Raw genomic sequence first — 23,850 nt, 5'->3', positions numbered from 1 at the left:
TGATTTAAAGATGATGAAAGGTTAATACTTCTTTTTAATTTTAATCACATCGCCATCTTTTAAAGACTGCGTTCCTTCATAGATGATTACGTCTCCTTTTTTAAGACCGCCTTCCACCACATAAGAATCTCTCAGGGTAGTTCCGATCTTAATGCCGGTCATTTTCACCTTGTTCTGCTTATCTACGACAAATACATAGGTTTTATCCTGAATAGAGAATGTAGATTTCTGAGGAATCAGAATGGCATTGGCCTGATGCTCGGAAATAATCAGTTTTCCTGAAGTTCCGTGTTTGATGAGGCGGTCAGGGTTCGGGAAAAGCACCTTATATCTGATGGAGCCGGTGGTTCTGTCTATTTCTCCTTCAGCCGTTTTCAGGGCACCGTTAAACTGATAATTGACTCCGTTCGGGAGGGTAAGTTCTATTTTCTGATGGTTTCCGATTTTATCATTGGCCAAAAGTTCAAAGTACAGGTTTTCAGGAATGGAAAAATAGGCGTACACCTCATTCAGCTGGGATAAAGTCGTCAGCAGGGTTCCGTTTTCAACAAGACTTCCTTCTTTATGGGGAATCACATCGATCACGCCGTCAAAAGGTGCTGTGACTCTTGTGAAGCTTATCTTCTGCAACACTGTTTTCCTTTCGGCATCGGCAAAGGCATGTTTGGCTTTGGCGGATGAAAGTTTGGCTTTGACCATTTCCAGCTCGTTATTCGCTACAAATTTTTTGGTATGCAGACTCTGGATCTGTTTCAGCTCCACTTCTGCAACGCGTACGTCGGCATCGGTTTGCTTTAAAGTAGCATCAGCTTTTAAAAGTTCCATCCGGAGCTCAGCATCACTGATTTTAAAGAGGGTCTGACCGTGGTGAACAAACTGCCCTTCATTGACGTATATGTGTTCAATGATACCACCAATCCGTGAACGGATATCGACATTTTTCTTTGCCTGGATATCGGTGACGAACTGGTTGTTGACGAGCGTATCTTTTTCTTTGATTTCAAGCACAGGAACTTCTTTGTCCTTCGCTTTATTTTTTTGGTTGTCTTTACTGCATGACACAGCGAATAATATTGCAAAAATGCAAATTATTACGTTTTTAGAATACATCTTAAAGTATTTAAGTTATGAGAATTTCGTTAAAATAAACTGGTTATCAATAACTTAAATTAATACAACTGGAGGAGATGGAGAAAAGATTTTACGCCACAGATAATAGATATGGCGATAACAGGAAGGCTGATTCTGGACGTTATTTTAGTAATGGCCGAGAAATCTGCCGGGGTATAACCGTCTTTACGGACTGAGTATTTTACTATTTTTGAGGCAGCAGGCAGCGCGTGGGTGTTCATATCCGCTTCCTCGTAGAAATCGAGAATAAGAACATTTCCTACATTCGGGACACAGGGAATATTTCCCATTGATTTTTCTGCCCATTTCGAATTGAAAAGGGTAAAAACCAATATGAAATAAAAAAAGATAAGGGACCTGAGACCTGCCATGTCAATAAGAAAAACTTTGGTTCTTTAGTAAAAACGATAGTCCCGCGAAACTATGGATTTTAGACGGGTTCCAAGGTATACTGAATGTTAAAAAAACTTAAATACTGCTTTATATCATCAAAAAATAAGGTCTTTGAAGTGTTTCAAAGACCTTATTTCATTTTAGACTTATTTTGTATTGAACATTTTCTCCAACACGTTATAACGGTAATCGAAAATATGCTCCAGTTTCTTCTTAACAAAAAGCGGATGGGCTATTTCACCCAAAAATCCCATGGGAAGCTCATAATCAATGGTATCTTTCATGAGGACACCTTTTTCATTGGGAATGAATTCATGGTGGTGATGCCATAATTTGTAGGGGCCTTTTCTCTGAAGATCTACAAAACTCTTTTGAAAATCTACTTTAAGGATCTCTGTCTGCCATTTCATCTTTATTCCAAGGATTGGTGAAACGTAATAATCAATGAGCATTCCTTCATAAATTTCATCGTCTTCCATCGGGGTGAGTACGATAAAATTCATGTCTTTCGGGGTGATCTCGGAAAGATTATTGGCAGAGGAAAAAAATTTCCAGGCGGTTTCTATACTGCAGTTGAGCTGCTGCTCACGGAAAAGACGGTGTTTCATAATTTTCTGTACATTATTGATATATCCACATCAGAACCGGTTTCCCGGCTTTCTGAATCATAGGATCAATTTCTTTCATCGCATTGTTGGAAACGGTGGGACAGCCCCATCCTTCCGGAGAACCTTTTGGAAAAACTTCCTCATCACTCATCTGGTCCCAGGAATGAAAAACGATATATCTTTTCAAAGCATTGCTGTTGGTTTCTTCCAGACCATGCATCAGATATTTGATATTAATACCCCAGTCGCTGCGACCTCTTCCCTGCAGCTTATATTTGCCCAAAGCTGAAAGATGGCTTCCGTCTTCATTACTGAACTTCGGATTGTCTTTTGATCCGTCTAAACTCCATGGGTTTAAACCGCAACCATGACCGACAAGGTATTTTTTAACCACTGAATTCGTTTTAAAATCCCAGACAAAAAACCTTTTAATTCCGGAATGAAGACTCATATCAATCAGAATACAGAAATCTGTACTGAGTTTTTTGGAAACACAGAATTTCAAGGCTTCATCAGCTTTTGCTTTCATTTCAGATAAGTCTGCTTCTGGTCTTTTTTCTGTTTTAACAGTGGGATTTACTACAACGGGACGATTTCCTTTCGATTCATTGCTGCATGACCCTATAAGATGAATGGCCAGAAGTACGGCAAAAATTTTCATCAGAAATTATTTATAATGTCTGAATATCCCGAAATCGGAAGGTGTCCAAAGAGCGGCTTTCTGTCCGGCAGCCTTCAGAGCATCGTTTGCCCAGGTATTACAGGTATAAAGGAAGCTGTACGTGCCTTTAGCATCATAAAATGCATCGTTCACATCATATACAGCATCCGTAGGAATGACGATGAAATTCCCGTTCTGATCTCTGTCGAATTTATCTTCTACAAATTTCACCAGATTCTTATATTGATCTTTACTAATCATGATCATTTTGCAGTCTTCCCCTTCTTTCATGGTTTTGTAATAGGAGCAATGCATGGCTGAATCGCTTAACCAAAATGCGGCTTTGATGGCTGTAGAAAATTTCAGATCGGCCCAGGTAGGGGTATCCAGATAAAAACCTTTATCACCCCAGCCTATTCCTATATAGTTATAATCCGGACTTTTTGATTTTGTATTGGCGAACGGAACTTTTGCTCCCCAATCCTGAAGGTCGTTTTTTACAGGCATCACGATGTCTGTATGTACTCCGTTGGTGTAAATATAGATCGGTATTTCCTTTGGCTGCCCGTCATCCTCTCCTGAAACTTCTATAAGTGGCAGCACCAGCCCTAAAATAACGTAAAGGACCACAATTCCCAAAATAACACCTATTGTTTTCAGGACATATAATAATACAATTTTCACGCTCATGTTTTAATAAAATTTAATCTTCAATTTTCCGTAAAAGTATTTGTTTTAATCGAAAAAATGATTAAATTTAGTTACGAAATATTCACAAATATGCTTAAAAATACAAAATCACAGAAGAGATTTAAAGTAAGAGTGAAAACAGCTCCAAAAAGAGTACAGAAAAAACGTTGATTTTCGGTGGGACATTGGTCTCCTGAAGGTCAATTTTTCTTTTTAGGAAAAGTTTTCCGAAGATTCTTACTGAATTAAATCTTATCCTCCTTAAGGCGCACTGCTTAAGGGATGGCGATTTATCCTCCTAAGTTTTGGAACCGAAAAATTCCAGATAAGGATTCGTCACCAAAAATTTATCCTAAAGCTTGTCCGAAGAACGTTCCAAAAATTCTATATTCCGCTTCAAACCAGCAAATTTGGTTCTCTTTACGGGAGATTTCCTGAAGATCTCAGAGAATATTTCCTGAGTAATTTCCTTCCACTCTTCTTTTTTAAAATTTTTCAGCGATTCATTAGGCTCAAATCTGCTCTGAAGATTTGGTGCTGAAAACCTGTTCCACGGGCAAACATCCTGGCAGATATCACAGCCAAACATCCAGTCTTCCATTTTATTTTTGAAATGATCAGGAATCTCGTTTTTAAGTTCTATCGTAGCATAAGAGATGCATCTGCTTCCATCAACAATCTTCTCCGATACAATGGCATCCGTAGGGCACGCATCAATACATTTTCTGCAGGTCCCACAATGATCAGTCGTAGCATGATCGGCAGCCAGCTCCAGATCACAGATGATTTCCGCCAGAAAGTAAAATGAACCGTTTTGCTTTGTGATGAGATTGGCATTTTTTCCTACCCAGCCTATTCCGGACTTTTTGGCCCAGCTTCGTTCCAGAATGGGTGCAGAATCCACAAAAACCCGGAATCCGAACTCTCCTATTTCTTCCTGAAGTTCTGCCACCATTTCCCGGAGGATTTCTTTTACCACTTCATGATAATCTTCTGCGTAGGCATATTTTGAGATTTTATAATTCTCTAAGGCTGAAATTTTTTCTTTTGGAAAATAATTATAGGAAAGTGAAATAACAGATTTTGAACCTTCTACAAGCAGCCTTGGATCTAATCTTTTATCAAAATTATTTTCCATGTACTTCATTTCGCCATGGTAATTATTTTTAAGCCATTTTTCCAGATTCGGAGCGTCTTCTTCTAAAAAATCCGCTTTCGAAATACCGCAGCTCTGAAACCCAAAACGTTCGGCTTTGGACTTAATCAACTGCGCATGTTTTTCGGCACTGGAATTCAGGATTTTCACCTTGCAAAATTAAGATTAATTTATAAATTTGTGGGCTTTAAAAAAATAATATGTAAACAGGCAGTAGATGCTTATTTACAGAAACTAATAATCTATTATGAAAAAAATTATTACGCTGGTTGGAGTTTTTGCAGTCTCTATATCTTATGCCCAGATCAAATTTGAAAAGGGGTATATGATCACCAATTCAGGTGAAAAAAAGGAGGTTCTTATAAAAAACCTTGACTGGAAGAATAATCCTGAAGAATTTGAATATAAACAAGACGGAACATCTGCTATTAAAAATGAAGGGATAAAAAATATACAGGAATTTGGTATCGAAGCAGGCAGCAGATATGTAAGAAAAACAGTGATGCTGGACCAGTCTTCAAAAGAGCTCAACCAAATGTCTGAGCATAAAAACCCGGATTTTACAGAAAAAACAGTATTCTTAAAATATGTGGTGGACGGAAAAGCCGGTCTATTGTATTATGAGAATAATAAAGTTGAAAGATTTTTTTACACCCTAGAAGGTTCTGAAGCCAAGCAGCTTGTTTATAAGCCCTACTACAGTGATTATAATACCGTAAATTATAATGAGGAATATAAAAAACATATCTATGAAAATCTAAACTGCGGTTTAGAAACCAAAGTGATTCAGAATACAAAATACACAGAGAAAGAGCTTACAAAAATATTTACCGCTTATAATCAATGTTCTGGCGGAGCGGTTACCAATTATACTCCAGCCAATGCAGGGAAGCATTTTTTCCATCTGAATATCAGACCCGGAGTTAATTTTTCTTCTGTAACCACCACCGATTTCTATGGCAGTACGGCCGAAGAAACAAAAATCAGCAAAACAAGTTTCAGAATCGGTTTAGAGGCGGAATACGTTCTTCCGTTTAATAAAAACAAATGGGCTCTTTTTATTGAACCCACTTATCAATATTTCAAAGGAGAAGCTGATGTAGTGGTAAGTCCAGGTACTTATTTTGAGACGCAGGTTAAAAAAACTGTTGATTATAAATCTATAGAACTTCCAATCGGAATAAGACATTATCTTTTCATTAATGATCAGTCTAAAATCTTTATCAATGCTGCCTATGTCTTCGATTTCAGTATGAATTCAACGATCAATAACGGCTTTAAAACTGTAGACATCACATCCGGCAGCAATGCTGCTTTTGGAGTTGGGTACAAATATAAAAACAGATACAGCGCAGAGTTCAGAATAACAACGGCCAGAAACCTTAAGCGGGATCAAACCATCATGAATGAAAAATATACTACATCATCCCTGATTTTAGGCTATACTCTTTTCTAAAAGTTTAAGATTTATTTCAGAAAAAAATTGCGTATTTTCGTTCTTATTTTTTAATCTAAAATTAAACAGTTATGTCTTTAATAGAAGTAATACAATCAGGAAATTATGAATTAATAGACGTTCGTGAGCCCATGGAGCTTGAAATGGACGGAAATATAGACGGAGCCAAGAATATTCCTCTGGGTGAAGTAGAAGACAGAAAAGAAGAAATCTTATCTATTGAAAAACCAGTGATTTTATTCTGCAGAAGTGGAAACAGAAGCGGAAAAGCATTGGAATATCTTAACGGACAAGGCTTGAAGGACGGTCACAACGGCGGAGGCTGGGCTGAACTGAAAGCTGCGTTGGAAGCAAATCAAGGAACTTTTTAAGTTCCTTTTTTTATCTTCATTCATGATGAATCTGAAAGAAAAATTCACAGATCTCTGTCTTCTTTTCTCAAAAGATCAGGATCTTATCAACCGCTTTTGGCAGGAAATTGAAAAAAAATATTCTGAAAAAGGCCGGTATTATCATGATCTTTTTCATCTTGAGAATATGTTTCTGGAACTGGAAACGGTAAAAGAACATCTTAAAGATCCTGTTGCTATTTCATTTTCTGTGTTCTACCATGATATTATTTATGATGCCTCTTCAAAATCGAATGAAGAAAAAAGTGCATGGCGTGCCGCCGAAAGGCTTCAACAGCTGGGTTTAAATTCAGAGATGATTTCCAAAATATCATCGCAGATTTTAGCTACAAAATCACATCAACTTTCTGACGATTCTGATACCAATTACCTTCTTGATGCTGATCTTTCTATTCTGGGAAAAGATTTTGAAGTTTATTTGGACTATACCCGGAAAATCCGAAAGGAATATTCCATTTATCCGGATCTTCTGTATAAACCGGGAAGAAGAAAAGTGCTCAACCATTTTCTGGAACTTGAAAGCATTTTCAAAACCACAGATTTCAGGGATCGATATGAGCAGCAGGCCAGAGAAAATATAGCTGCAGAACTTCAGCTTCTGTAGGAACATCTATAAAACTTGAGTAGCAAATAAAGCTTATTTTACCACGCATAGGTACATTGTAGAAATTAACCACAGATTGCACGGATTTACACAGATGATGTAGTTAATTCTAATGCAGGGAGTGGATACAGATCAGTTGATTTTAAAATTTCACGCAGATGATGGAGATGATGCAGATGTTACTTTTTCTATCTGCTTTATCCGTATCATCTGCGAGAGCAAAAATTCAAACCATTAAGATTCTGTTAAGGTTTTAAGAATATTAAGTTTTAGCTTCGCTTTAAGAGGTACCGCTTAAAAAATCATTTGATTTTTTTTTAACTAACCTTACCTTCTTCATTGATCTTAATGTTTTGAAAAGTATGAATCAGAGCTGCATTATCAGAGCTGAGCCTTGTTATATTTTTACAAACAAAAAAGGAGATGCAGCAAAACCGCATCCCCAACATGAAAAGCATCCATTTCAAACACAACTTTTACACATTCACTAAACCAATCTTCGATGACTGTTTATCAATTGTCTGATGTTGTAAAAATAAAGATTAGCATATCACTTATACGTGATTTTAATTGTTTATTTTGTGTAAATTCCAAACAGGAATTTTGATTTAAAACAGCCGTTAACAGGCACTTACAAAGATTTTAGCTATAGTTTAATATTTTAAAAATTCAATCAAAATAACTGTAAAATTTATCTCCAGAATATTTTTTTGAACTTTTGATTTTCACTAAAATCTGTACAAATAAGAATACACTGATTCTTTACATCCGGATCAGATGACCATAAAAAATGAGCCAGATCGTTTTTGTCATATGTATGTTTTATACAAATTGTCAAAAACAGTTTAAAATATGTACACATAAAAACATAAAAGCACCCTGGTGATCAGGATGCTTTCATTAGGAATCGTATTTTGTAATCAGCTGTTGCGCTTAATAAAATCCGCAGCTTTATTGAGAACTAATTCAGGAACTTGCTTATGGGGTGTATGCCCTACTTCTGGAATAATATATTGTTCCGCTTTTCCGCTTACCTGAGAAACGGTTTTCTTCACCTGATCCAGAGTTCCATACTCATCATCTTCTCCCTGAATGAAAAGCAAAGGGCAGTGAATGTCTTTCAAAAGGTATTCTATATTCCAGCTTCTGTAGTCTTCGCGGGTCCAGGTTTCTGTCCATGCTTTGAAAAGCATTTCTACTTTATCACCGTGGTATTTCTGCAGACGTTCAGCGAGGTTGGTGGTTTTGTAAGCATTCCAGGCGTCATAGACTCCTTTCAGGGTAACTTCTTCTACAAAAATATGTCCTGCTTCACAAATCACGGAATGTATCTTTTCCGGATATTTTGCCGCTGTAATCAAAGCAATAGTTCCACCATCACTGTGACCGAATAAAATGGCATTGCTGATATTGAGTTCAACAAGCAAATCATTCAACAAATCTGCCTCCAGTTCCATATAATTGACCGGTCTTTCGTGAGTAAGCATGGGCCCGGATTTTCCGTACCCCAGCCTGTCATACATCAGAATATTGCAACCTGTAGCTTCAGACAGTTTTGCCGGAAAATCTCTCCAAAGTTCGGTGCAGCCTAAAGAATCGTGAAGAAAAACAATAACCGGTTTATCCTTCGATTCATGATGATGTTCAATATAAATTTTATCCTGATCGACTTCTAAAAAAAAACTCTCTTTCATTTATTTCCCTAAGTCATTATAGACCACAACAAATGTACTGAATTGTGAAATATATAAAAAACTGAATCCTGAAAAAAGATGAATACCCGAATCAGATAAAATGATTAAACAGGTCTTTCCTACAAAGAATTAACCTGTTTAATACAACAACATTACATTATTTCCATTAAACTGTAAGTGAATGCTGATTGGCATGGTAGAACAGAAAATAAAGATTTAATAATCAACACTGCCGTCACAAAAAATTACATCTATATATTCTATAATTAAAAGTCAATTGATCCATTTATCTCGGTAGAAAAATAATACTATAAGTAACAAGTGAATTAGAATTTGTAGTGTCAGTAAAATCTATTAACCAGGTTGGATTGCTTCCCCCACTGGAAGACATTTGGTAGGAAGCTGCATCCCCTCCTGACTTCTGATTCCGAATGATAATTGGAATAAAATTAGTAAATGAAACTCCTGTTGAAAGTGGGGGATCTGATACTCTTGTATTACCAGTCAACGGAGTAGGGGAAGTGACCGTTCTATATCCCAAAGTACCATCTGTTTTAGCCACTACATTATAGCTATAGTCAGTCAGATTACTTCCATTAGATAATTGCCTGATACGTAGGTTTCCATTGATATCTAACTTTTCTGTAGGTACAGTAGTACTATAATCACCTATGGAAACATTCCCGTTTTGATATATATTCTGGGTATTGGTGGTAGCATTGGTAGTTCCTCCCGTAACCTGCCATGGTTCTAAGGCAGTAGTTTCATTCTTATTGAGTATTTTTCTCCAAACGTTGGCCACACTATCAAAATAATAATAGCCGGTCTCTGTCATGTTAATTCGTTGGGTATTCACATTTCCACCACTAATGTCGGTAATAAAAATGATTGCACCATTTTGAGCTGTCCCATACAAAGCATCTCCTTTATTGGTAAGTTCAGTTCTTGTTAGTCTTGGTGCGATGAAACCATCTTTATCGGTAGCTCCTTTTTTTGCGACCACATCCAGTGAAGATTGTGGAGATGCTGTATTAATTCCAACCTGAGAAAATACAAAACCCGGTAAAATACCAGTAAGTAATAATAATTTTTTCATTTCCTTGATGTTTAGAGTTATAAAATTCTGGTCAAAGGAAATAATTTTTATATAGTAATGGTGAATTATTTTGTTAATAATTTGTTAGTCAAAGATAAAAAAATGAAACAAAAATGTTAATAACTTAAAATATAAAATACTATATATCAAAGATATAAATCCACAAAAGTGTTAACTTTAAATCTTACTGATTTTATGGTATTATTTTAAACCCAAGCGTACATTAAAGCTTAAAAATGATCTATAAATACAATAAAATGAAACCAAGATCAATATATAATAACAATGATATGTAAAATTTACAGTTCTCATAAATTCAACTTCGGATTGTACTTAATTTTCAAATAAAAAACCCTAAAAAACATTTTTTAGGGTTTAAAATTTTATAAACCGGGTGTTTTCGCTTCTTCAAATTCCTTCAAAAGATTCCTGAAAACAGTTTCTACCGGGAGAATATCATTGATTAAAGCAGAAACCTGCCCTATTTCCAGCTCGCCGTCTTCCATATCGCCTTCAAACATTCCGCGCTTTGCTCTTGCACGACCTAGCGATGCGATTAAAGCCTCTTTATCTCTTCCTGACTGATAGATGTCTTCCAGTTCCCCAAAGAACTTGTTTTTGACCATCCTTACAGGTGCCAGTTCTTTTAAAGTAAGGTGGGTATCTCCTTCATTAAGTTCCGTAATTTTCTTTTTCCAGTTATCATGAGCGCTTGCTTCCACAGTAGCTGCGAAACGCGAACCGACCTGTACACCGTCTGCTCCTAAGATCATGGCGGCTTTCATTTGTGAGCCCAAAGCAATTCCTCCGGCTGCAATCAACGGTTTGGAAATATGTTGTTTTACATTGGGAATAAGACAGAATGTAGTAGTCTCATCTCTTCCATTGTGTCCACCTGCTTCAAAACCTTCTGCTACCACAGCATCTACTCCGGCTTCTTCACATTTTACGGCAAATTTGGTGGAAGATACCACGTGTGCTACTTTTATTCCTTCTTTCTGAAGGGTTTCTGTATAAGTTTTCGGATTTCCGGCAGAAGTAAAAACAATCTTCACACCTTCTTCAAGAATGATCTGGATGATCTCTTCAAGATTGGGGTATAACATCGGCACATTCACTCCGAAAGGCTTATCTGTAGCCAGTTTACATTTCTTAATGTTTTCTCTTAAGATATCAGGGTACATACTTCCTGCCCCGATAAGTCCCAGTCCGCCACAGTTTGAAACCGCCGAAGCAAGCTTCCATCCCGAGTGCCAGATCATACCGGCCTGGATAATAGGATATTGTATATTAAAAAGCTCTGTAATTCTATTTTGACTTGTCTGCATTTCCTGAAGTTTTTTTGCTGAATTGAAATCTATAAAATTGCTCATGCGTAAAAATAATAAAAACCCTCGGTTTCAGAGGAAATATCTTTGACTTTTCAACATAAAAAAACCTTCAGAAATTCTGAAGGTTTAGTATTTATTTTTTGATTGATTCTTTTTTCCAGTTGGCTTTGAATTTACAGTTATCATAGCGTCCGTCAATCGATATAAAGGTTGTCGGCAGCTGAGCGTTGACAAACTTTTCAATCATTTCATTACGCTTTTTGTTCAGCGCCATCTGCTTGATTCTGTTATAATCCGTTTCCAGTGTGATCTGGTGGGCAGGAATCACATCTTCCTGTTTGATCATCTTTACCACTTTTCTTTTGTTGTCTTCATCCTCGAAAGCAGCAGTAATGTCTCCTTTGTTCAGACCAGCCAGTTCGTAGCTGATAGATCCCGGAATACTTTCTCTCTCAATTTTATCAGAACCGTCTGCTCCTGCAATAATTCCTGCATTGAACTTCGTTTTCTTATCGTCTGAAAACCTATAAGCAGCATCTTTAAATGTCATCTTTCCTTCAAGGATAAGACCTTTGATACTGTCCAGTTTTGCTTTTGCTGTTTTAATCTCTTCGTCTGTAGGCGTAGCCTTTAAAAGGATATGTCTTGCATCATATACTTTCCCTGATTTTTTGATCAGCTGTACAATATGATACCCGAATTCAGATTCAATAGGATCTGAGATCTCATTTTCCTGAAGGTTTAAGGCAGCCGCTTCAAATGGCTTTACCATCTGCCCTTTATAGATGTTCTTGTACAATCCTCCGTTGGCAGCAGATCCTTCATCTTCAGAATAGATTCTTGCCTGGCTTTCAAACGTTTCTCCACCGGCAATATCCTGCTTGATTTTCTTTAATCTTTTGATAAGATCTTCCTTGTGAACTTCTGTAAGCTTAGGGTACATCATGATCTGAGCTAAAGAAATTTCATCCTTCACTTCCGGAAGCTGCATTTTATACAGGTTATAGAAGTCTGTCACCTCATTTGGTGTTACGTCTGCTTTTTCAGTAATACGCTGATATTTAGCCTGTCCGTAATACTGATCGATGTCTATCTTTTCGATAGCATTTTTCATTTCAAATCCGTTTCTGAATTTATATGCGGTAAGCATTGTTTTTTCATCGGGGAACTGAGAAAGTAACTGACGGTATTTTGCGTTGGCCTGCTCCTTAATAGCAGCAGAACGGTTTTCAATTAATGTATCTTTTTTTGCTTCGTATACAAGAAGCTTGTTGCTGATCAGGTTTTCAAGGAACTCACACTTGTCTGTGTCAGAAGCTCCCTGCTGTTTGGCATAATTCATCTGCTCATTCACATCCGATTCCAAAACAATTTCATCACCGATAACAGCAGCAATACCATCCACTAATTCTCCCGGTTTAAGCTGAGCATTCATGTTTGAAGAGAATATCATCATGAAAATCCCAAGAAGAAAAGTGATTTTTAGTTTATTTGTCATTTTACTATTTTAAACAAGTTGCAAATTTAGAATTCTTAACGAATTAGTCTAAATTTTTTATTATAAATATTTCTTAAAAAGACTTATTTATTGCAGTTCGACATCGAATGTCGTTAATTCTTTAAATTGTCTCAATCTCTCGAACATATCAGATTCGGTAACTTCCTCAATTCTTTCTGTCCCGAATTTCTCAACAGTGAATGAAGCCATCGCTGAACCTACGATCAAAGCAGACTTCATGGTTTCGAAATCTACCTTTCCTTTTTTAGCAAGATAAGCTGCAAAACCTCCTGCAAAAGTATCTCCTGCTCCGGTAGGATCGAAAACGTCTTCCAGTGGAAGTGCAGGGATAGCAAATACTTTATTGTCGTGGAAAAGTAAAGCACCGTGCTCTCCTTTCTTGATGATCACATAGTCAGGACCCATCGTGTGAATCTTTTTAGCTGCTTTTACCAGAGAATATTCTCCTGAAAGCTGTCTTGCCTCTTCATCATTGATCGTAATAACGTCTGTTTTAGCGATCATATCCATTAAGATATCCCAGGCAGAATCCATCCAGAAGTTCATGGTATCAAGGATGACAAGTTTAGGACGCTTGTTCATTTTTTCCAATACGGACAACTGAACTCCAGGGTGTAGGTTCCCCAATAAAAGGATCTCTGAATCCTGCATAGAATCAGGAATTTTAGGATCGAAGTTCTCCAAAACGTTCACTTCTGTAACCAAAGTATCTCTGGTATTCAAATCATTGTGGTATTTTCCGGACCAGAAGAATGTTTTTCCTTCTTTTACGATCTCAATACCTTCAATATTTACATTTCTGTCTGTGAACATATCAAGGTGCTCCTGTGGGAAATCTCCTCCAACAACAGAAACAATACCAGATTTAACGCCTAAAATAGAAGAAGTGATGCTGATATAAGTGGCTGCACCTCCTAAAATTTTATCAGTTTTACCAAATGGTGTTTCGATTGCATCAAATGCAACGCTTCCTACAACTAAAAGTTTCATATATTTTTCAATGTATTTTAAAGTCTATTAATTTTTCCATTCAAATGTGTCCAGCAGGTGTTTCATATCGTTTTTGATATAGTTCACCGCCGGTGCCAAGGAATCCGGTTTCGGTCTTGTGTTAAAGTATAAATAAGCAGTTACGAAGTGTTTCGTGCTGTCTGTAATGTAAAATTGAAGATTGGAAGCGCTCTGCCCTTTCAGTTCATAGAAATTCCCGTACACCTTTTTGTCAGGGTATTCAAATGATTTGGTTTCAATAGAGCTTGCTTTGATGGTATGCTCGTAGACCATTTTCTCCGTTTCTTTGAGATGGTCTGCCAGATCATTCTGTATGGGATAATACGTCACAAAAAGCTTGGCTTTCATTTTCGGGTAATTGATGTAATACCAGCAAGGCTTTTTGGCATCAGCTATAGATGCAAAATCTGAGTATTCAAAGGTATAAGCACAGTTATTTTCAAACTTATGGTATTTCGGTGCCGGATACTCCAGACGAAGCTCCCCGTAAGGTTTCGGAACATGATCTTTTCCGCACGAAATTAAAAGCAGTGATACAAAAATAAAAATGACGTTTTTTATCATTTTGCAAAAGTACAAATTAGATTTCAGATTTTGGGAGACAAATTTCAGTCTTTCAGTGAGTTTTGGATGTAGTTTTCCAAAGGCTTGGGAAAAGATTTATCATGAGAAGCTTCAAAATCTGTAATGATGTACTGATTTTCTGCGATAAAGCTGTTCCAAACGGCCTCAGAATCTACCTCAACGTTTGAAATTTCAATAGTCAGATTCTTATGGGTAAGTTTATGGGTAACTGTTTTTACATTTTTAATAAATGATTCCAGATCCTCAGAAATGGTGGGTGGAAACTCAAATAATTTCTTCCAGATAAAATCATCTTTTCTCTGCTGGATTAAAAACTGACCGTTTCTGTGTACAAAATAATAGGTCAGAGCCAGGTCTTCTGTTTTAACTTTCTTTGTTTTAACGGGATAATCCGAGATTTTATCAAGAGAAAAAGCAAGACAGTCATCATTGACAGGACATTCTCCACACAATGGATTTTTGGGCTTACAGATTTCCGAGCCTAGATCCATCATCGCCTGGTTAAAATCACCTATATTGTCGGGCATCACCAATTCCGCAAGTTGAGAGAAATAAGAAAAAGCTCTGGAATTGGAAATATCGAAGTCATCAGCAAAAATACGACTTAAAACGCGGTAAAAATTACCATCCACAGCCGGCATCTTACCTCCAAAGCAGATACTGGATACGGCAGCAGCAGTGTACTTCCCTACTCCTTTCAGTTTCAGAATTTCATCATAATCTGCAGGGAAAGACCCCTGATAATCATTCATGATCTGCTGAGACGCTTTATGAATATTGATGGCCCTGGAATAATACCCGAGTCCTTTCCAATAAAGCAAAACCTCATTTTCCTCAGCATCCGCCAAAGTTTTTACATCCGGAAATCTTTTGATGAAATTATTATAATGATTCAACCCCTGACTGATCCTGGTCTGCTGAAAAACAATTTCGCAAATCCAGATTTTATAAGGGTCTTTTGTCTGTCTGAAAGGCAGATCCCGTGCATTTTTTCCGTACCAGCTGAGGAGCTTGTTTCCTATGTGTCTGAAGTTGTCGTTTTCTATTTTTTCCAAAGGTTTCTTCTTCATTATAGATGCTTCGACTCCGTTCAGCATGACATTGTACCCTAAAGTGTTAGAAACATCATGTTGAACGGAGTCGAAGCATCTGAATTTACAGACTTGTAATTCTTCTCTGCAAAGATAAAATTAATTATCCTTTTTAACGGTGTATACCGGAGCTGCTTTCAGCCATTCATATTTAAGGTTTCTGTCGGCAGCGATAAAGCGGTAGCCATCCAGTTTTTTAAGATAAAGATAAATGGAGTCATTTTCCAGTTTCAGCCTTTGATGGGAAAGAAACATGAAAGGATAATCCACGCTGGAATCCCGTATCGTTTTCATTGTTTTTCCGGATTTTACTTTATAGAGAAAAAATGTCTTACCTCTTCCTTTTGAGCTGTCGGCAAGTTTTACATCTGAACTTGTAATAACGAGTTCGCTGCCGTCAAAGCATTCTTCACGGTCCATTATATAAGCTGTCCCCTGCTGGCGTTCGTCTTTAAAAAGATCTACCTCGTAATGATCCGGCCGCTGGTATTTTTTTTCACATCCCGACAATACAATGAGCAGGAGTACTGGCAAAATGAAGCTTAAACTTTTTTTGATCACATTAATTTTCATATGAATTGGCAGTAAAAAACCGATGTACTCATGCATCGGTTTTATTATTTTAAATTGGGTTCTTACTTATTCCTGAGTATACTGTGCATCCCATTCGTTGCCATCATCTCCTTTGTGTCCGTCCAGTTTAATAACGAAACTTTTGGTAGGGAAATAAGGTGTCATACGAATATCCAGCCATACTCTGTCTTTATTGACTCTGTCCTGCTCGAAACGAACAATTTTGAACTTCTCAATCAATTTATCCGGACCTTTGATATTGTCAAGGAACGTTACGATCTGTCTTCTCAAATCGTCCTCATTCTTAGCATTCCAGTTTTCGAACGCTCTTCTGTTCAGGAAGTCAAGTAAAACTTTAGTTACATAGTCGAATACACGCACTACGGAATAGGTCTGAAGACCGATGTTATCTCCTGTAAACAATGTTTTAGCAGAGAATGCCATGATCTTCCCATATTCGTTTACCATTGGAACCAGACCCATTTTTTCCAACTGAGAAATTTCACTTTTCTTCAATTCGAATTTTACAGCGTCTACTTCGTTGATGTTACCATGTTTTTTACCTGCTGCTACCTGAGACATCAGTGTTTTATGGATTTTTCCTGCCAATGAAGTGGAAGGTGGAAGTTCTACGTTGTCTTCTTCACCTACTTCTTCAGCTCTTCCTCTACCCACAAGCCAGTTACACGTCATAATAACGTTACTTCTGTGAAGCTCACCACCGGTAAGATTGGCAGAATGGAATAAGTCTACTACGTCATCCGGCTTATCCAGATTGGCGAAGTCGGTTACCATCATTACTTTGTTTTCGTTACAGATCTTTGCCCATTTTTCAATGACTTTGTTAGAGCCTAAATATCCGGGAATTGCCAGGATAGAATAGTTGTCTCTAAGATCTAAACGGTCGTAATAGTTTTTGAATTCGTTGGAAATAGCATCGATAAATAAAGGATTATCAAGATCTGAAACCTGTTCAAGACTTGCGTTTACGATGCTTACGTTGTCCACTTTATCCAGTTCCGTGTTTTTGTAGAATTGGGCTACAGTTCTGTAGTTGGTTTCCAACAGACGTACTGCGTCAAGTGTATTTTTTAAGTTTGTTTTTAAGTTTTGGTCTGCCGCCTGTGCTTTAGATTTGCAGGTATCTGCCATTTTATCTGCAGATTCGTTACCTTCTAAAAGACTTACCCAAAGGTTTAATTTTTGAGCCAACTCTTTTCTTTCGTCGGTTTTATTGCTGTCTGTCAGGAAAATTTCTTTCCTGGCTTTTCTTGTAGGGTTCATATTGGCGATACCGTCTACAACGGATTCAACAAAGCCAAACCCTCCTATTTTATTAAGCTCTGCAAGCGGGTTGCCTTTCGGCTGACCTGAGTGTTGCTGCTGACCCTGCTGTTGGCTTTCTTGTGCCTGTAATTTGCTATCCATGATTTGATTTAGTGTAAATAATTATTTTTCAAGTTCTTGTGCCACATCTTTCAATACTTCGATGAATGCAGCTCTGGTCTGCTCATTCTCAAGCATATTACGCAGAATTTTATTTGTTTTCAGCTGGCGTACGATTTTATTGTACTGCTCCTGTTCCATGCTAAGCTGTTGTAAATAGTCGGATTTCTGAGTAAGATTTTTGGGTGTGAAGTCTGCAAGATTCTGAAAACGGAATTCCTCTTCTACGACACTTCCTTCTTCTGTTTCGTGTTGTACTGCTACGGAAGGTTGAAAATGTCTGAAGACGTCATCCACTGTCTTTAGTCCTGTTACGATTTCAGGGGTGTAAGATTCGTCAGTTGTAAGCTGGCTTACTATCAGTGATTTATTTTCCTGTATTTCCTGAATAGCTTCATTAGCGTCTACTTTTACTTCGTTACCGCCAACACCATAATTAAACATTGCCATATTATTATTATTTTGAGATTTTTGATTTTGGTTTGGATCTGTCTTTGAGTAATTTACCGATGAATCAAATAAATTACCAATCCAATGTTTAAATTTAAAAAAAAACTGTAACATACAAAATTTTGTCAAGATTTTTCTTGAAATATTTAATTTAACCCATAATATATTTACCGTAAAATCATCGCTTTACGATATCACTAAACTATGAAAAAATAAATAAAAAAAATGAAAGACGGATAAAATAAAATCCTTGTGCATTTTGAACGTATAAAAAAGCATGGAACACATGTTAAAATCGGAATTCTTCCAATGTGAGGAAAAAATATTCTTTATATTTAATTAAAGTAAACAGAGTCATGAAAGATGTAAAGATCGCGTTTAGAAAACCCATATATCCTGTTTCGGAAGCATTACAGCAGTATCTGGAAAAACATAACAGAACAACTCAGATTCAGTTTCTGTATGAAGATCTGCTAAGATTCAGCGATAGTGTGAATATTCTGGATAAGGAAGGTAAGGATACTTTGTGGCTCGGTGTCCTGTATCCTGAACATGAGTTTAAAGAAATAGAAGCTAATTTAAATAAGATATACACCCTTCTGCATTCCGATGGAGATGAGGCTACTTTACCCTATCTGAAAGTGGATACCATCGACTTCTGTACCTTCGGAAACTCTAAACCTTTCCGAATTCGGGTAAGGAATATCCTGAATGACAATTATACCAATTTTTATATTAAACAGGCTGATGCTTCACGGATCTACGGACTTGAAATAGAAGACCTGCTTTCTCCCAACCGTATCAACTTTCTGATTTACAAAAACACTCTGATAGAAGAGCATATCTTAGGAATTCCCGGAGATGTTTTTATTCAGAAACATTTACACAATTGTTCAGAACCGGAAAAGGCGCAGATTTCCAAGGAATTTGTAAAATTCAATGAACGTTGCCTTATCGGGCTGCTTGGGGATATGCGTTCTTACAATTATGTTATTATTCCTATCCACGATTTCGATCAGGTGATTTACAGAATCCGCCCCATTGATTTTGATCAGCAGAGTTATGAAGGGAATCTGAAAGTCTATCTTCCCCAGTATTTCAAAGAAAACAGCATCATGGTGAATATGGTCCTGGAAAAACTGAAACCCAATTCTATAGAACAATACCGTAAAGAAGTGCGTTCACAAATCGTAAAAAGAGTGACCAGCAGCCAGAACAGATTCGATGAACTCATTTCTATTATGAAAAAAGACAATATTGCACCGGAAGCCAATGTAACAGAACTGAAAACCGCCTTGCAGAAACTTACCTATGATGTCAATTTCAAGTATTGCAAAACTATGGGAGATGTTATAGAAACTGGAATCAAGTTTGTTCTCCGGAATTATAAGAAAGCGTATTAAAAAGAGAATCCGTCTCACACTAAGTGGAGACGGATTCTTTCTTTTCTAACAATTTTTGGTTGTTTTACCAAATTTTTATTCTGTCCTGAGGAGCTTTATACATTTTGTCTCCAGGTTTTATATCAAATGCTTTGCTGAATGCATCCTGATTCACCAATGGACCAAATGCTCTGAATACTCCCGGAGAGTGCGGATCTGTCTTCACCTGGTTGATCATATACTGGTCCGTAGCTTTGGTTCTCCAAACCGTTGCCCAGCTCATAAAGAATCTTTGGTCCTGAGTAAATCCACTGATTTCCCCCGGATTTCCTTTATCTTTTAAATACATCTGAAGCGCGTCATAAGCCACCGCTACTCCACCAAGGTCACCGATGTTTTCACCGCTTGTAAATTTACCGTTGACAAAACTTCCTTTTACCGGTTCGTAAGCGCTGTATTGAGCAGCCAGCTGTCCTACTTTGGCATCAAAATTCTTACGGTCTTCGTCTGTCCACCAGTTGTTCAGATTTCCATCACCGTCAAAACGTGAACCGCTGTCATCAAATCCGTGAGAAATCTCGTGACCGATAACGGCCCCGATACCTCCGAAGTTAACAGCTGCATCAGCTTTAGGGTTGTAGAAAGGAGGCTGAAGGATAGCTGCAGGGAAAACGATTTCGTTGTTTGAACCGTTGTAATACGCATTGACAGTCTGTGGAGACATTCCCCATTCTGTTTTGTCTACCGGTTTTCCTACTTTATCAAGACTTCTCTGATACTGCCACGCAGACACATTCTGAAGATTGGAATATAATGTTGATCCCTGTTTTGGAGATCCCACTTTTAGCTGGCTGTAATCTTTCCATTTGTCCGGATAAGCTATTTTCACTGTGAACTTAGACAGCTTTTCCTGAGCTTTCACCTTGGTAGCCGGAGACATCCAATCCATATCATTGATGTGGGTTTTGAATGATTTTAAAAGATAATCAATGTAGGTCTCCATCTGGGCTTTTGCTTCAGGTGTGAAATATTTCTCAACATATAATTTACCGAAAGCTTCACCCAAAACTCCATTTACAAGGGCAAGTCCTCTTTTGTCCATCGGACGCTGCTCTTTCTGTCCCTGAAGGTATTTGGAATAGAAATCAAATCTGATCGCCTCCAGACTGTCATTCAGGTTGCTGGCGTTACCGTTAATCAAATGATATTTCAGATAATCTTTCAGAAGCGGAAGATTCTTTTCCGTGATGAACTGATCCATATTCTGGTAATATTTCAGTTCTCCGATGATTACTTTATCCGTATTCACTCCTGCCTCTTTAAGGTATTTAGCCAGATTAACATTTTTAACCAATCCTGAAAGTTCAGTTACATTTTTTGGATTGTATCTTAAATTGGCATCTCTGTTCTGCTCAAGAGTCAGAAGATAGTTGGCTAGTTGCTTTTCAAATGTTACTACATTCTGCGCAGCCTGTCCTGCATTTTTATTTCCTAAAACTCCGAACAGCTTCCCTACATAAGTCTGGTATTCCGCTAAAGTTTTGGTATTGGCTTCATTTACTTTCTGATAGTAGTCTCTTCCCAATCCAAGGTCTGGGCCGCCCAGATATACCGCATTCATTTTAGAATTCTTCATATCTGCACCTACTCTCCATCCGTAGAAAGAATTGTCGCCTAACTTAGTCGCTTCAAGAAGGTATTTCTGCAGATCATTAAGGTTTTTGATCGCGTCAATTTTTGACAGATCTCCCTTGATAGGAGCCAGTCCATCTGCATTTCTTTTATTCACATCCATGAAAGATGCATACAGATTCTGGATCTTCTGTCCTTCTGATCCTTCAGCATACGTTTCGGATAAAATCTTGTTCAGAATATCCAAAGAAGCATCATCCACATTTTCTCTCAACGCATTGAAAGAACCCCAGCTCGCTTTATCTGAAGGAATCTGAGTAGTTTTCACCCAATTTCCGTTCACATAGCTAAAAAAGTCATCCTGCGGGCGAACGCTTTTATCCATATAAGATAAATTGATCCCCTCTTCTTTTACTTCTTCTTTCACAGGTTCTGCAACGGCAACCGTAGTTTCAGTTTTCTTTTCTGTACCAGCAGTTTTAGCCGTTCCGCATGAGTTTAAAAATACAATGCCGGAAAGGGCAAGTATTCCAATATTTAGCTTTTTCATTAAAAAAAATTTTGATTGTATACAAACTTACCAAATATACGAACTTTGGTAATAAGTGATTAATGATAATTGAGAAATGATGAAGAATTTGTAGTGATTTGTGGGGTTGGAGAGTGTGAGGGTTGGAGGGTTTGAGAGTTTGAGAGTTTGAGGGTAAAAAGAAATACGTATATGAGTTAGCTGTTGGATACTGGCAACCCGGAACTCAATATCCCGCACCTGCTACCTGCTACCTGCTACCTAACACCTGCCACCTACTCCCTAAAAAAACAAAAACCGCTCATTGCTGAACGGTTTGTTTATTGTTACCAGATTTTGATTCTTTCTTCCGGCGTTTTGTATAGTTTGTCTCCTTTCTTCACATCGAATGCTTTGTAGAAAGCGTCAACGTTGATAAGCGGACCAAAGCTTCTGAAATATCCCGGAGAGTGCGGGTCAGTTTTCACCTGGTTTACCATATATTTTTCACTGGATAGCGTTCTCCAAACCGTTGCCCAGCTTAGGAAGAATCTCTGATCCTGAGAGAATCCACTGATTTTCCCTGGATTTCCTTTATCTTTTAAATACATCTGAAGCGCATCGTAAGCGATGTTTACTCCACCTAAGTCAGCGATATTTTCACCGTTTGTGAAAGTACCGTTCACGAAAGTTCCTTTTACCGGCTCGTATTTGTCATACTGAGCAGCAAGCGCTTTTGTTGCTTTCTCGAAGTTGGCTTTATCTTCAGGAGTCCACCAGTCTACAAGATTTCCGTCTGCATCAAACTGAGCACCTGAATCATCAAATCCGTGGCTCATTTCGTGACCGATAACCGCACCGATTCCTCCGAAATTCACGGCAGCATCAGCTTTAGGATTGAAGAAAGGAGGCTGAAGGATGGCAGCAGGGAATACGATTTCGTTGTTTACCGGGTTGTAGTAAGCATTCACCGTTTGTGGCGTCATACCCCATTCTGTTTTGTCAACAGCTTTACCGATTTTTGCTAAATCTTTGTTGTATTGCCATTCAGCTACATTCTGAAGGTTTTTGTATAAAGTTCCGCCTTTAGCTTCGGGAAGAATTTCTAATTTTGAATAATCTTTCCATTTGTCCGGATAAGCCACTTTCACTGTAAACTTGTTCAGTTTGGTCATTGCTTTTTCCTTCGTTGTAGAAGACATCCACGCCAGGTTGTTGATGTGGACTGCGAAGCTTTTCTTTAGATAATCGATCAATTCCACCATCTGAGCTTTTGCTTCAGCCGGGAAATATTTTTCAACATATAATTTACCGAAAGCTTCACCAAGAGAACCGTTGATTAACTCAAATCCTCTTTTGTTCAATGCTCTCTGCTCCTGCTGGCCTCTTAAGTATTTACCATAGAAACCGAATCTCATATCCCCTAACTTTTCACTTAGGTAAGAAGCGCTTCCATGAATCATGTGGAATTTTAAATAATCCTTGATCACAGGAAGGTTCTGAGCATTCACCAATTTATCAAAGTTCTTATAATACCCGATTTCCCCGATGATTACTTTATCTGTATTTACTCCAACTTTTTTAAGGTAAGCAGGAATATCAACTCCTTTTACCAATGTTGAAAGCTCAGCCATTGTTCTTGGGTTGTACTGAAGCGTGTTGTCACGGCTCTGCTCGTTGGTAAGGTAAGTCTGTGCAATGCTTTTTTCATAGTCTACGATACCTTTTGCAGCTGCATCAGCATTTTTGTAGCCTAATTCTTTAAGCATAGAAGCTACATATTTCTGATATTCAGCGATAGCTTCTGTATTTTTTTCGTTTACTTTCTGATAGTAATCTCTTCCTAATCCCAGAGAAGCATCTCCTAAGTAAACGGCATTCATTTTAGAGTCTTTAAGATCTGCATCTACACCCCATCCGTACAATGTATTTTCGCCGTCTTTAGTTACAGAGATCAGATAGTTCTGAAGGTCAGTAAGGTTTTTGATCGCGTCAATTTTATTCAGATTATCCTGAATAGGCTTGATTCCGTCTGCATTTCTCTTCTGCATATTCATGTAAGAAGCATACAGATCCTGAATTTTTTTACCCTCGCTTCCGTCTGCAAATTTGTCTTTCAGAAGAGAGTTCAAAATAGTCATTGAGTTGTTGTCTGTATCTTCAGCTAGTTTATTGAAACTACCCCAAGTTGGTTTATCGGACGGAATTTTGGCTGTTTTCATCCAAGTTCCGCTTACGTAGTTATAAAAATCATCCTGAGGACGTACTGAAGTATCCATAAGGCTAATATCCAAGCCTTTATCTGTGCTGTTAACTGCTGTTTTTACGGCTTTTGCCTGTCCGTTCACTGTATTAAGTGAGCAAACACCTGCCAATAAAAACAAAGAAAGCGTTAATTTTTTCATTATGATAGCAAATTTTAG

The 23,850-nt window shown here is 37.7% G+C and carries 22 protein-coding genes; 4 read left to right on the top strand and 18 right to left on the bottom strand.

The features are described 5' to 3' along the window. Positions 1-21 precede the first annotated feature (21 nt). From BM143_RS08655 to queG, 6 genes are all read right to left on the bottom strand, one after another. Positions 22-1,062, bottom strand: a complete 1,041-nt coding sequence (locus BM143_RS08655; RefSeq protein ID WP_228384086.1) for an efflux RND transporter periplasmic adaptor subunit — start codon at positions 1,060-1,062, stop codon at positions 22-24. Between the two features lie 107 nt (positions 1,063-1,169). Further along, complete coding sequence (locus BM143_RS08650; RefSeq protein WP_139222014.1) at positions 1,170-1,421, bottom strand: hypothetical protein; 252 nt, start codon at positions 1,419-1,421, stop codon at positions 1,170-1,172. 249 nt (positions 1,422-1,670) lie between these two features. Then, on the bottom strand, positions 1,671-2,132 hold the full coding sequence (locus BM143_RS08645) for an SRPBCC family protein (protein WP_090024124.1): 462 nt from the start codon (positions 2,130-2,132) through the stop codon (positions 1,671-1,673). A gap of 13 nt (positions 2,133-2,145) precedes the next feature. After that, on the bottom strand, positions 2,146-2,793 hold the full coding sequence (locus tag BM143_RS08640) for a murein L,D-transpeptidase catalytic domain-containing protein (RefSeq protein WP_090024123.1): 648 nt from the start codon (positions 2,791-2,793) through the stop codon (positions 2,146-2,148). Between the two features lie 6 nt (positions 2,794-2,799). Next, a complete protein-coding gene (locus BM143_RS08635) occupies positions 2,800-3,477 on the bottom strand; it encodes a TIGR02117 family protein (RefSeq protein ID WP_394332566.1) in 678 nt (225 codons plus the stop codon). A 358-nt stretch (positions 3,478-3,835) separates the two neighbouring features. Continuing rightward, a complete protein-coding gene (queG, locus tag BM143_RS08630) occupies positions 3,836-4,780 on the bottom strand; it encodes a tRNA epoxyqueuosine(34) reductase QueG (RefSeq protein ID WP_090024449.1) in 945 nt (314 codons plus the stop codon). A gap of 106 nt (positions 4,781-4,886) precedes the next feature. On the opposite strand from queG, the gene BM143_RS08625 reads away from it, so the two are divergent. The 3 genes from BM143_RS08625 (at position 4,887) to BM143_RS08615 (ending at position 7,109) form a co-directional block, all read left to right on the top strand. Next, entirely contained in the window at positions 4,887-6,095 is a 1,209-nt protein-coding gene (locus BM143_RS08625; protein ID WP_090024121.1) for a porin family protein, read from the top strand. Positions 6,096-6,166: 71 nt separating this feature from the next. Continuing rightward, a complete protein-coding gene (locus BM143_RS08620) occupies positions 6,167-6,466 on the top strand; it encodes a rhodanese-like domain-containing protein (RefSeq protein ID WP_034730870.1) in 300 nt (99 codons plus the stop codon). A 22-nt stretch (positions 6,467-6,488) separates the two neighbouring features. Further along, entirely contained in the window at positions 6,489-7,109 is a 621-nt protein-coding gene (locus tag BM143_RS08615) for an HD domain-containing protein (RefSeq protein ID WP_228430733.1), read from the top strand. 920 nt (positions 7,110-8,029) lie between these two features. On the opposite strand, the gene BM143_RS08610 is transcribed toward BM143_RS08615, so the two are convergent. The 10 genes from BM143_RS08610 to BM143_RS08565 all read right to left on the bottom strand — a co-directional run bounded on the left by BM143_RS08610 (position 8,030) and on the right by BM143_RS08565 (position 17,905). Next, positions 8,030-8,803, bottom strand: a complete 774-nt coding sequence (locus BM143_RS08610; protein WP_090024120.1) for an alpha/beta fold hydrolase — start codon at positions 8,801-8,803, stop codon at positions 8,030-8,032. A 286-nt stretch (positions 8,804-9,089) separates the two neighbouring features. Beyond that, positions 9,090-9,806, bottom strand: a complete 717-nt coding sequence (locus BM143_RS08605; RefSeq protein ID WP_139222013.1) for a hypothetical protein — start codon at positions 9,804-9,806, stop codon at positions 9,090-9,092. Between the two features lie 476 nt (positions 9,807-10,282). Beyond that, positions 10,283-11,227: an NAD(P)H-dependent flavin oxidoreductase gene (locus tag BM143_RS08600; RefSeq protein WP_090024447.1), complete on the bottom strand. Its 945-nt coding sequence runs from the start codon at positions 11,225-11,227 to the stop codon at positions 10,283-10,285. Positions 11,228-11,363: 136 nt separating this feature from the next. Then, positions 11,364-12,728: a peptidylprolyl isomerase gene (locus BM143_RS08595; RefSeq protein ID WP_090024118.1), complete on the bottom strand. Its 1,365-nt coding sequence runs from the start codon at positions 12,726-12,728 to the stop codon at positions 11,364-11,366. Between the two features lie 87 nt (positions 12,729-12,815). Next, a complete protein-coding gene (locus BM143_RS08590) occupies positions 12,816-13,739 on the bottom strand; it encodes a PfkB family carbohydrate kinase (RefSeq protein ID WP_090024117.1) in 924 nt (307 codons plus the stop codon). 27 nt (positions 13,740-13,766) lie between these two features. After that, positions 13,767-14,324: a gliding motility lipoprotein GldD gene (gene gldD, locus BM143_RS08585; protein ID WP_034730888.1), complete on the bottom strand. Its 558-nt coding sequence runs from the start codon at positions 14,322-14,324 to the stop codon at positions 13,767-13,769. A gap of 44 nt (positions 14,325-14,368) precedes the next feature. Beyond that, positions 14,369-15,415 (bottom strand): A/G-specific adenine glycosylase, encoded by a 1,047-nt coding sequence (gene mutY, locus BM143_RS08580; protein ID WP_090024446.1) that lies wholly within the window; start codon positions 15,413-15,415, stop codon positions 14,369-14,371. A 120-nt stretch (positions 15,416-15,535) separates the two neighbouring features. Next, positions 15,536-15,970, bottom strand: a complete 435-nt coding sequence (locus BM143_RS08575; RefSeq protein ID WP_228430731.1) for a hypothetical protein — start codon at positions 15,968-15,970, stop codon at positions 15,536-15,538. A gap of 105 nt (positions 15,971-16,075) precedes the next feature. Continuing rightward, positions 16,076-17,437 (bottom strand): DUF5458 family protein, encoded by a 1,362-nt coding sequence (locus BM143_RS08570; protein WP_034730895.1) that lies wholly within the window; start codon positions 17,435-17,437, stop codon positions 16,076-16,078. Positions 17,438-17,458: 21 nt separating this feature from the next. Then, complete coding sequence (locus tag BM143_RS08565; protein WP_034730993.1) at positions 17,459-17,905, bottom strand: type VI secretion system contractile sheath small subunit; 447 nt, start codon at positions 17,903-17,905, stop codon at positions 17,459-17,461. A 356-nt stretch (positions 17,906-18,261) separates the two neighbouring features. On the opposite strand from BM143_RS08565, the gene BM143_RS08560 reads away from it, so the two are divergent. Next, positions 18,262-19,308, top strand: coding sequence for a hypothetical protein (locus tag BM143_RS08560; protein ID WP_090024116.1), 1,047 nt, complete (start codon positions 18,262-18,264; stop codon positions 19,306-19,308). 64 nt (positions 19,309-19,372) lie between these two features. Here BM143_RS08560 and BM143_RS08555 read toward each other — a convergent pair whose 3' ends face one another. Both BM143_RS08555 and BM143_RS08550 read right to left on the bottom strand, forming a co-directional pair. Continuing rightward, positions 19,373-21,469, bottom strand: a complete 2,097-nt coding sequence (locus BM143_RS08555; protein ID WP_090024115.1) for a M13 family metallopeptidase — start codon at positions 21,467-21,469, stop codon at positions 19,373-19,375. 305 nt (positions 21,470-21,774) lie between these two features. Next, complete coding sequence (locus BM143_RS08550) at positions 21,775-23,832, bottom strand: M13 family metallopeptidase (RefSeq protein WP_090024114.1); 2,058 nt, start codon at positions 23,830-23,832, stop codon at positions 21,775-21,777. Between the last annotated feature and the right edge of the window lie 18 nt (positions 23,833-23,850).

This window comes from Chryseobacterium oleae, assembly GCF_900115055.1.
GTDB classification, from domain to species: Bacteria; Bacteroidota; Bacteroidia; order Flavobacteriales; family Weeksellaceae; genus Chryseobacterium; species Chryseobacterium oleae.
This window is presented reverse-complemented; position numbering and strand designations above follow the sequence as displayed.